Here is a 10422-nt window from a genome sequence, read left to right as displayed (position 1 = left end):
TCCTCTTGGGAGGCGAAAGTCGAGATACTGGGAGCGGCCTTGTGTCGCGATGGGCTGCGAAGCAGCCCCAGAATCCTGTGCCTCAATAATAGGTCCGAGGCTGCTCGTCAGCCTTGTTCAGTACCGTCCCCACCAGGTTCACCCTGGCCAGGTGATGCAGGCAATCTTCGATTTCCTTCCTGTTGTTCATACCGTTGGCCACCACCAGCAGCACACAGTCGAACTTGGGGATCACGGTGATCGCATCGTCAGAGCTGAGCAACGGCGGCAAATCGAAAATACAGATGCGCGACTCGTAGCGGTTGCGCAGTTCGCTGATCAGGTTGTTCACTTTGGGCGACGACAGCATCTCGGTAGACAACGGCACCGGTACCCGCGTGGGCAGTACCACGAACCGAGGCAGGGTCGGGTTGACCAGGCAGTCCTGCAGCTCGGCCTTGTCCGTCAGAAACTCGTTCAACGCCTGGTCCATGGGCAGGCCCAGGCTGCTGCCGACCTTGGGCCGACGCAGGTCGAAGTCCACCAGCAGCGCAGTCTTGGTGGTGTGGTGGGCGATGCTCATGGCCAGGTTGATCGACAGCACCGTCTTGCCCGCTTCAGGGGTTGGCGAGGTGATGGCCAAGGTTCGCCAGCCATTCTCGTCCATGGTCCTGAGCACTTGCGTGCGCAGCAGGTCGATCGGCCCGTTCATGTTGGAGTTCTTGTTGTAGGCGACGATACGGTGACGCTCCAGGTGCTCCGCGCGCAGCGGCACCACCTTGGTGTTCACGTAATCGAACTGGCCAGGCACTTCCGCCAGCGCCGTACCTGGGGCGGGTGACAACGCCTGCGGAGTGCCCGGGGTAACCTGGTGAAGATTATTGCCAACAGCCGGCTTGGTCCTGTCCATCACTGCTTTCCTATGCAAACCGAGACATGACTTTGAACAACAGCACATCCAGTGGCATGTAGAACACGTGCACCAGCACCACCATGATAGCCGCCAGCACCAGTGCAGCCAGGATCAGCCAGTTGCGCCAACGCTTGCGCCTGGCCACATCGGCCTTGGTATCGATGTATGGCAGCGCCACCAGCACCCGCCTGCCCAGCAGGTTTTCCAGGGCACCGACGCCGCGAATGCGCTGGTTGAACATTTCCAGCAGCATCACCAGCGCACCGCCACCTGCCGGTGCCAGCACCAGGCCCAGCGCGGCGATTTTCTTGCGGTTGGGCTTGATCGGTTTCTCGGGCATCAGCGGTGGCTCCAGCAGCACAAAGCGCTCGGCCTTGTTCTCCTGCTCGAGGCTTTCGGTAATCTTCGCGCCCATTTCCTTGGCGCGGATTTCCTCGTACTTCTTGCGCGCGTTGTCGTGGTCACGCATCAAGGTCACCAGGCCACGCTCGACCTGCGGCGCCTCGAGGATCTCGGCCTCGTAGCCTTCCATCTTGCGGGTCAGCTCGCGCTTCTGCTCGGCCAGCGAAGCAATGCGCACCTGTGCCGCGCTCATCTTGGCGCGCACGCGGGCGACATCGAGGCCGACCGTGGAGGCCGCAGCCGTGCGATTGCCACTGGCTTCGAGCGCCTGGATCCTGCGCTTGACCGCCACCACATCGGGGTGGGCTTCCTTGTAGCGGCTCAGCAGCCGGGCATACTCGGCCTTCAGGCTGGGCAGGTCCTGGGGCTGCTCGGCACTGGCCACCCTGGGGCCTTCGCCGACCTTGGTAGCCAGCCCGGCACTGGCCGCGGACAGTTCCAGCTCAAGGTAACGCAGCTCTTCCTGGGCGGCCTTGTAATCACGGTCGACCTCGCGGAACTCCAGCTCCGAGCGTGACAGCATGTTCATGCGCAGGGTCTGGTGCTCGGGCAAGGCATTGGCGTGGGCCTGCTTGAAATCCGCCAGCTGGTTTTCCAGGCTGGCCAGCTCGGCACCCAGCTTGTTCGCCTCCTGGGTGAGGAACTCGGTGGTTTCGTTGGCCCGCTCGGTACGCTGCTTGAGGTTCTCGTTGAGGAACAGCGTGACCAACTCGTCGGCAACTTCCTTGGCCACCTCCGGCTGCTTGTGCTCGAAGGACACATTGAACGCCACGGTTGCTTCGCCGCGTCCGCGTACATAGGTGGTGAGGGTTTCGACCACGATGGCACTGCGCATGTGGTCGATCTTGTCGCTATCGCTGAAGCGCTTGTCGGGGAACAGGTTGTACTTGTCGATGATGCGCAGCAGGTTCTCGCGGGTCATCACCCGCTGGCGAATCACTTCGATGCGTTCATCGGCGAAGCTGGTGTTGTTGGTCGATACCAGCTCGGGTGAAATCTGCTGCGACTCCACCAGGATGGTGCCGGTCGACTGGTAGATCGGCGGCACCATCACTGCGACAGCGACGGTCGCGGCCAGAATGACTACGATGCTCACCCCCAACAACAGGGCCCGGTCCTTGATTATGGCGATGTAATCTCTGAGGGAGAGCTCGTAGTCGGACTTCATGGGGCCACCTGCCTGAAGTTCAGATGTCGGGGTACCTGTACGTCAACGTCAAACCCACGATCGTAGCGTTTGCATCAGCTTCGTGATCCTGCTGCCGATCCTTGTACATCAGCGACAGGCGCAGGTCCCAGTACGGCGAAAACTCGCGGCTGGCCCACACGCTGTAGGTCTGCAGGGTGTTGGGGGTCTGCCCTTTGCTGTCTTGCCAGGCAGCGTCCGCGCCCACCCGGGTCAATTCGCTGACGGCGTAACTCCACACACCGCGCACCTGGTCCAGCTCGGCGAAGCCGCCTTCGGCGCTGGCCACTGTGCTGCGTTCGGCGGTAAAGCTGGCGACGGCGCGCGCACCGGTATACAGCAGCGCTACCCCACCCTCCCCGCGTCGGCCACCTTCGTCACCGGAAACCTCGGTGACACCCACATGCGCATCGGCGCTGAGGCGTTCGGAGAACTGGTACTTGACCCCGACCGCCGGGCTGTAGCTGTTGGACGCCGTCGCCGTCTGGTCCTGCTCGGGCTCATAGCGCCGGGCGCCGAAGCGGCTGTACAGATCAGCCCGCTCGCTCCAGGCGTAGGTCCAGGTGAACACGTTGCCCAGTTCTTCGTAACCCGTCAGCGTGCTGATGTCATAACGGGCACGGTTGTACGTGGTTTCGTTGCTCAAGGTGCTGCGTTCGGTAACCGCCTGGCTCCAGTTGCCGGCCAGCGTATACAGCTTTTGCGTACCATCGGTGGTGACCACGCCGGTATCCAGCACCGTTCCCGACAGCGTCGAACTTTCGTTGTAACGCGCCAGCAGGCCAAACCGCCCGCGCTCGGTCTGGCGCTGCCAGCCCAGGCTTACGTCGGGGTCCTCACGGTTGTCGACCACCGCCGTGTCGGACGAGCGCAATACATGCACGCCCAGCCCCAACCTCAGTTCGTCACGGTCGAAGGTACCGATCAGGGTGTAATCCGGCGCGATGATCGTGCGCGTTATGCCCTTTTCACCCGACGACAGCAGCAAGGGGTTGCTGTCATGTTCGACGGATGTCGGTACCACCACCGTAGACTGCCAATTTGCTGCCAGGACTGTGTCCGTAAACGGCAACACCAAGATTGCCGTTGCAATGCTAGTTGTTCTGAGAAGAGGCATTAAGTGTTCTTATTAAAGGCAAGATCAAGGAACGACCAGCGTATCGCCAGCCTGCAGTTGGATGTTGGTGGACATATCCCGGCCAGACACCAGGTCTCTATATCGCACGGGCAGAATTTTTTGGGAAGCGCCGGTGCCACGCACTACTTTGATTTCGCTTTCATCTGCAAACTTGTCCAGGCCGCCCGACATGCTCAAAGCCTGCAGCACTGCCGTAGGGCCTGCCATTTGTACCGGCCCGGGCTTGATCACTTTGCCTTGTACATAGACCAGGTTGCCGGCGATGCTCTTGACGACAACGCTGACATTCGGGTCGGGGAGAAACTTCTCGAGTTTGGCAGCCACTTGTTTTTCAACGGTCGTCACATCCAGCCCGGCAACATCGATGCGCCCGGCCAGGGGGAACGTGATACTGCCATCGGGAAGTACGGTGGCTTCCTGGCGCAGGCTGTCTTCCTGCCATACCGAAACCATCACCACATCGCCGGGGCTGAGCAGGTAGGTAGCACTGTGCGGGTCGGCCGTACCGGCACCAGACCACACCATCAGCATGCAGAACGCGGCAAACATTGAACGCACCATGAGGGTCCCTCCGGCCGAAAAGGCCCGACAAAGAGCACTGAATGAGAACAACACACCAACTCTCGCTCCGCTTCGCGGCATACGCCAACCGCGATGGCCTCGATCTTCCAGAGGCCTTGCCTTGACGCTGTGCAGCCTGGGCTGTGCTGCCTGCAACCGTGGACCTGCACGGGCTACTGGCAATATAGCAACGGCTGGGGAATTGACAAGCCAGGCCCCGGGCCGCTGGCGTCAAGGGTTAAACCCAGGCTGGCGGACTCAGATCTTGTTCCTGTTGGCGACTGCCACAAAGCCAACGACAGCAAATGCAAAGAACCACCCTGCGGTTGAAACAGGGATGATACTGTTCTGATTGATATACATATCCGCCGCACGCGCCGCGCCACTCAACAGCGCCAGCAAAGACATCGATTTGATAATCAGAGCCGTGCGCATACGCCCCTCCTGTAAAGAGGAAAATCAACTATTTGTTGGCGTGGTGTTCGGAAGTTGTTTCACTGTTGAAATGAGCTTATGAACACAATGGCATTGCGTCAACGATTCGACACTATAATAAAATTCAATAGACGCCCATCAGTATCGTCAAAATATCGACGCGCAAGTTGAGCAAAGGGCGCTGTCTTGGTGGCGCCAACGTTTCATCGCTGAGAAAGGCAAGGCCGTGGGGCACTTTGGCGCCCCAACGTGTTACTCGTCTGCGTGGTGTACCACGACCAGCAACTGCGCCGGCAGCGGCCCCACCGACCTTAGCCGGTGGGGTGTCTGGGCATTGAAATGCAGGGCATCGCCTTGCTCCAGCAGCACCCGCTCGTTCATGAAGTCCACCTCCACCTGGCCGGCGTGGACGAACAGAAATTCTTCGCCAAGGTGTTCCTTGAACGTGGGGTCGCTGAACTCGGTCGGCGGCTGGATCAGGAACGGCAGCAGGCTGCGCTGCCCGACCTGGCTGGTGAGGGCCGCGTACCCCGGCCCTGCTCCGTCACCCACCAGGGCCTGGCGCTCGCCATGGCGCACCAGGCTGTAGCGGCTCTGGCCGGCCTGCTCTTCGGCGAACAGTTCTTCGACATTGACATTCAGTGCCCGCGCCAGCTTCAGCGCGGCGGCGATCGAGGGGGTGTTCAGGCCACGTTCGACCTTGGACAGATAGCTCTTGGTCATGCCGGTCTTGTCGGCCAGCAGCTCCAGGGTCATCCCCAGTTTCTTTCGCAGCAGTTTCAATCGGATAGACATGTGACGCGGGTTTCCCAGGCGAAGGCAGCCTGGCCATCATACGTGGACTGCCAGGGAAATGCTGGGGCTGCTGTGCAGCCCATCGCCGGCAAGCCAGGCTCCCACAGGTACTGCGCATGGCTTGGGGCCAATGCAGTCGATGTGGGAGCCTGGCTTGCCAGCGATGGGCCGCGCAGCGGCCCCGACTTTACGGCATCACCGGCGGCAGGTACTGCAACGTCGTACCCAATGCCCACAGCAACACCAGCACCAGTGGCACGTGCACCAGCAACTGCACGAACGAGAAGCCGATCAGGTCGCGTGCCTTGAGCCCCAGTACCCCCAGCAGCGGCAGCATGTAGAAAGGGTTGATCAGGTTCGGCAAGGCTTCGGCGGCGTTGTAGATCTGCACTGCCCAGCCCAGGTGGTACTGCAGGTCATTGGCCACCAGCATCACGTAGGGTGCCTCGATGATCCACTTGCCACCACCCGATGGGATGAAGAAGCCCAGCACCGCCGAATACACCCCCATCAGCACGGCATAGGTGTCATGCGTGGCGATCTGGGTGAAGAACAGCGAAATGTGGTGGGCCAAAGTCTGCTCGTCGAGGCCCTTCACCTGGGTGAGGATGGCCGCGATCGAACCATACAGCGGGAACTGGATCAGCACCCCGGTGGTGGTCGGCACCGCGCGCGCCACCGCATCGAGGAAGCTGCGCGGGCGCCAGTGCAGCAAGGCACCGAGCATGATGAACAACAGGTTGTAAGTGTTCAGCCCGGAAATGGCGGTAATCGCCGGCTTGGTGGCGAACTCCTGGTACAGCCAGCCGGCAGCCAGTGCCACCAGCAGCAGGATCAGGATGGGGCTGTGTTCCAGCCACTCGCCCGGGCGGGTACGCTGGGGTGACGGTGGCGCGGTGAAGCTGGGGTCGACCCCACAGTCCTGGGCGCTGCGCGCACTGTTCGGGCCCGGGGCCGTGGCGTAGGCGATCACCAGCGAGACCACCACCAACGCCGCCAGCATCACGCCGGACTGCCAGAGGAAGATGGTTTCGGTGAATGGGATCACCCCGGTAATCGACAGGATCGACGGTGGCAGGCTGGCCGGGTTGGCCTGCAGTTGCGCCGCCGACGAAGACAGGCCCAGCGCCCACACGGCACCCAGGCCCAGGTAGGCGGCTGCACCGGCGGCGCGGTAGTCCATCTTCAGTTCGGTGCGCCGGGCCAGGGCGCGCACCAGCAGGCCGCCGAACACCAGCGACAGGCCCCAGTTGAGCAGCGATGCCAGCATCGAGATCAGCGCCACCCAGCAAACTGCCGAACGGCCATTGCCGGGGATGCGCGCCAGGCGGTCGATCAGCCGCGCCGCGGGCGGCGAGCTGGCCACCACATAGCCGCCGATGACCACGAAGGCCATCTGCATGGTGAAGGGGATCAGGCTCCAGAAGCCATCGCCAAAGGCCTTGGCGGTGTCGGTCGGCTTGGCGCCCATGGCCAGGGCGCCAATGCACACCAGCAGCACCGCCAGGGCGGCAAACACCCAGGAATCGGGGAACCAGCGTTCGGCCCAGTTGGAGCAGCGCAAGGCAAAGCGCGCGGAACGGCTGTCTTGGATTTCAGCGGCCACAGTTCAATTCCTTTTATTGGTTTTATGAGGTGAAGCAGTACTGCCAGACAACGCAAAAACCCTGTGGGAACGGGCGTGCCNNGGCACGCCCGTTCCCACAGGGTAGGATCGCATGATGCGTTAGAAGGTCATTTCCTTCACATCAGCCGGCACGATCAGCTTGCCGGCGGTTTTCTCGATGATTTCCTCAACGCTCACCCCGGGCGCGGTCTCGCGCAGGATGAAGGCGCCGTCTTCGATTTCCAGGTAGGCCAGGTCGGTCAGCACCTTGCGGATGCAGCCAGCACCGGTCAACGGCAGGCTGCACTGCGGCAGCAGCTTGGACTCGCCGTCCTTGGAAGCGTGGGTCATGGTGACGATGATGTTCTCGGCACCGGCCACCAGGTCCATGGCGCCGCCCATGCCCTTCACCAGCTTGCCCGGGATCATCCACGAGGCGATGTTGCCTTGCACATCCACTTCGAAAGCGCCGAGCACGGTCAGGTCGACATGGCCGCCACGGATCATGGCGAACGACTGCGCCGAATCGAAGATCGAGGCACCGCGGCGGGCGGTGACGGTCTGCTTGCCGGCGTTGATCATGTCGGCATCGAGGGTGCCTTCGGTGGGGAATTCGCCCATGCCGAGCAGGCCGTTTTCCGATTGCAGCATCACATCCATGTCGGCGGGTACGTAGTTGGCCACCAGGGTCGGAATGCCGATGCCCAGGTTTACGTAGTAGCCGTCCTTCAGTTCACGGGCGACGCGTTGCGCCATCTGTTCGCGGGTCAGTGCCATGGTCAGGATCTCTTTGTTGTTCTGGTGGATGGCGCTCAGGCCTTGACGGTGCGCTTTTCGATACGCTTTTCGAAGGTGCCGACGATGACGCGGTCCACGTAGATGCCCGGGGTGTGGATCTCGCTGGGCAGCAGCACGCCAGGTTCGACGATCTCTTCCACTTCGACCACGGTGATCTTGCCGGCGGTGGCCGCCAGCGGGTTGAAGTTTTGCGCGGTGTTGCGGTACACCACGTTGCCGTAGTGGTCGGCCTTCCAGCCCTTGACGATGGCGAAGTCGCCGGTGATGGATTCTTCGAGGATGTACTTGCGGCCGTTGAACTCGCGCACTTCCTTGCCATCGGCAACCGGGGTGCCGTAGCCGGTGGCCGTGTAGAAGGCCGGGATGCCGGCGCCACCGGCGCGCATTTTCTCGGCGAGGGTGCCTTGCGGGGTCAGTTCCACTTCCAGCTCGCCGCTCAGCAGCTGGCGTTCGAACTCGGCGTTCTCGCCCACGTAGGAAGCGACCATCTTGCGGATCTGCCGGTCTTCCAGCAGCACGCCCAGGCCAAAGCCATCGACACCGCAGTTGTTGGAGACCACGGTCAGGCCCTTGACGCCACGGCGCTTGATTTCGCTGATAAGGTTTTCCGGGATGCCGCACAGGCCGAAACCACCAGCCAGTACCGTCATGTTGTCGGTCAGGCCTTCGAGGGCCTGTTCATAGGTTGCAACGCGCTTGTCCAGTCCGGCCATGCTGATCCGCCTTTTGTAGTTGTTGAACCGACGAGGCTGTCGGTGAGCGTGTGGGGACATCTTCACCGCAAGCGACTGATTTGTTAATTTTGTTTTCATCATCGATTGATAACTTTTGCAAAACAACCAAAAGGCCTGTCATGAACGTCAAGCAACTGCGCGCCTTTGTCGCTGTGGCCAAGTACCAGAGCTTCGCCCAGGCCGGTGAACACCTGCATGTCTCGCAACCGGCCCTGAGCCTGACCATCAAGGCCCTGGAAGAAAACCTTGGCGGCGCTCTGCTGAGCCGTACCACACGCAGCGTCAGCCTGACTGCCGAGGGCGAGGTACTGCTGCCGCTGGCGCGGCGCCTGCTGGCCGACTGGGACGACACCGAAGAAATGCTGCGCCAGCGTTTCACCCTGCAACTGGGCCGGGTTTCGGTGGCGGCCATGCCGGCCTTTGCTGGCAACCTGCTGCCCTACTCGCTCAAGGTATTTCGCCAGCGATACCCGAAGGTCAACGTCACGGTGCACGATGTGATCAACGAACAGGTGCAGGAGCTGGTGCGCCATCGCCGCGTCGAACTGGGCATCGGCTTCGAACCGGACAACATCGATGGCCTGGATTTCCACCCGTTGTACATGGACCGCTTCGTCGCCGTGGTGCCCGCCGATTCGCCCTTGGCGCAGCTGCCCCAGGTCAGCTGGGCACAGTTGCTGGCCGAAGACTTCGTGGCCCTGCAACGCCCTTCGGCGGTGCGCCTGCTGATGGAACAGAACGTGGCCGCCCAGCACGGCAAACTGGCGGTGGCTTTCGAGAGCCACCAGCTGTCGACCATCGGGCGCATGGTCGCCAGTGGCCTGGGGGTCAGTGCCGTGCCGGCACTGTGCATCAACCAGATGCAGGAGCTTGGCGCCCGCTGCGTCACCCTGGTCGAGCCCACGGTCGAGCGCCGCATCGGCGTGATTGCCCTCAGCGAACACAAGCTTTCCACGGCGGCGCAAGCGCTGCTTGAGGTACTGCTTTCCAATACCCGCATCCCGGAGGTGACATGCGTTACGTGAAACTGGCAGGTTCGAGCGTTCCGGCCATTGGCCAGGGCACCTGGTACATGGGTGAAGATCCGGCCCGCAAGGCGGCCGAGGTGGCGGCCCTGCAACAGGGTATCGAACTTGGCCTGAGCCTGATCGATACCGCCGAGATGTATGCCGAAGGTGGCGCGGAAGAAGTGGTTGGCCAGGCCATTGCCGGGCGCCGCGACCAGGTGTTCCTGGTCAGCAAGGTGTACCCGCACAATGCCAGCCGGCGCGGTATGGCGGCGGCCTGCGAACGCAGCCTCACGCGCCTGGGCACCGACTGCATCGACCTGTACCTGCTGCACTGGCGTGGCCAGCACCCACTGGAGGAAACCGTCGAGGCCTTCGAGCGCTTGCGCGAGCAAGGCAAGATCAAGCGCTGGGGTGTTTCCAATTTCGACGTCGACGACCTGCGCGAACTGCACAACCCCGATTGCGCCACCAACCAGGTGCTGTACAACCCGGCCCAGCGTGGCATCGAGTTCGACCTGTTGCCGTGGTGCGAAAAGCGCGCGCTACCGACCATGGCCTACTGCCCGCTGGCCCAGGCCGGGCGCCTGCTGCAGCACCCGGTGTTGGCGGAAATCGCCGAGCGCCATGGTGCGACGGCGGCCCAGGTCAGCCTGGCCTGGGTGACCCGTGATGATGGGGTGATAGCCATCCCCAAGGCCGTGACGCCCGAGCATGTGCGGTTGAATGCGGCTGCGGGTATGCTGACCTTGACCAGCGAAGACCTGCGGGCGATCGACCGGGCGTTCCCGGCACCGACGCGCAAGCAGCGGTTGGCGATGGTGTAGCGACTGGCACGGAATCGTTTTTTTGTGGGAGCGGGCGTGCC

General features: G+C 62.2%; 11 protein-coding genes. 2 read left to right on the top strand and 9 right to left on the bottom strand.

Going from position 1 to position 10422, the window contains the following annotated elements; all coding sequences use genetic code 11:
* Nucleotides 1–82: 82 nt before the first annotated feature.
* From B2790_RS15610 to B2790_RS15570, 9 genes are all read right to left on the bottom strand, one after another.
* Nucleotides 83–889, bottom strand: coding sequence for a CpsD/CapB family tyrosine-protein kinase (locus B2790_RS15610; RefSeq protein ID WP_075045300.1), 807 nt, complete (start codon nucleotides 887–889; stop codon nucleotides 83–85).
* A 10-nt stretch (nucleotides 890–899) separates the two neighbouring features.
* Nucleotides 900–2462, bottom strand: coding sequence for a GumC family protein (locus B2790_RS15605; protein WP_286919167.1), 1563 nt, complete (start codon nucleotides 2460–2462; stop codon nucleotides 900–902).
* A 19-nt stretch (nucleotides 2463–2481) separates the two neighbouring features.
* Entirely contained in the window at nucleotides 2482–3597 is a 1116-nt protein-coding gene (locus tag B2790_RS15600; protein ID WP_025339250.1) for a hypothetical protein, read from the bottom strand.
* A gap of 24 nt (nucleotides 3598–3621) precedes the next feature.
* The gene (locus B2790_RS15595) at nucleotides 3622–4179 is read right to left on the bottom strand and encodes a polysaccharide biosynthesis/export family protein (protein ID WP_286099940.1); all 558 of its coding nucleotides are present in this window, start codon (nucleotides 4177–4179) and stop codon (nucleotides 3622–3624) included.
* Between the two features lie 258 nt (nucleotides 4180–4437).
* A complete protein-coding gene (eppA, locus tag B2790_RS15590) occupies nucleotides 4438–4614 on the bottom strand; it encodes an EPS-associated small membrane protein EppA (RefSeq protein ID WP_170978847.1) in 177 nt (58 codons plus the stop codon).
* A gap of 252 nt (nucleotides 4615–4866) precedes the next feature.
* Nucleotides 4867–5409, bottom strand: coding sequence for a helix-turn-helix domain-containing protein (locus B2790_RS15585; RefSeq protein ID WP_075045302.1), 543 nt, complete (start codon nucleotides 5407–5409; stop codon nucleotides 4867–4869).
* A 187-nt stretch (nucleotides 5410–5596) separates the two neighbouring features.
* On the bottom strand, nucleotides 5597–7015 hold the full coding sequence (locus tag B2790_RS15580) for a short-chain fatty acid transporter (RefSeq protein WP_286919166.1): 1419 nt from the start codon (nucleotides 7013–7015) through the stop codon (nucleotides 5597–5599).
* Nucleotides 7016–7135: 120 nt separating this feature from the next.
* Nucleotides 7136–7792 carry a CoA transferase subunit B gene (locus B2790_RS15575; protein ID WP_286919165.1) on the bottom strand — a complete coding sequence of 219 codons (657 nt, stop codon included), beginning with the start codon at nucleotides 7790–7792 and terminating at the stop codon, nucleotides 7136–7138.
* 35 nt (nucleotides 7793–7827) lie between these two features.
* Nucleotides 7828–8526, bottom strand: coding sequence for a CoA transferase subunit A (locus B2790_RS15570; RefSeq protein WP_015270421.1), 699 nt, complete (start codon nucleotides 8524–8526; stop codon nucleotides 7828–7830).
* 140 nt (nucleotides 8527–8666) lie between these two features.
* On the opposite strand from B2790_RS15570, the gene B2790_RS15565 reads away from it, so the two are divergent.
* On the top strand, nucleotides 8667–9572 hold the full coding sequence (locus B2790_RS15565) for a LysR family transcriptional regulator (RefSeq protein WP_025339255.1): 906 nt from the start codon (nucleotides 8667–8669) through the stop codon (nucleotides 9570–9572).
* On the top strand, nucleotides 9560–10381 hold the full coding sequence (locus tag B2790_RS15560; RefSeq protein WP_286919164.1) for an aldo/keto reductase: 822 nt from the start codon (nucleotides 9560–9562) through the stop codon (nucleotides 10379–10381). The genes B2790_RS15565 and B2790_RS15560 overlap by 13 nt, the downstream gene beginning before the upstream one ends.
* Nucleotides 10382–10422: the final 41 nt, after the last annotated feature.

The sequence above is a fragment of the Pseudomonas sp. UBA6753 genome (genome assembly GCF_002453565.1).
Taxonomy (GTDB): domain Bacteria; phylum Pseudomonadota; class Gammaproteobacteria; order Pseudomonadales; family Pseudomonadaceae; genus Aquipseudomonas; species Aquipseudomonas putida_Z.
Note: the sequence above shows the minus strand (reverse complement) of the source record. Positions and strands in the feature narration are given on the sequence as shown.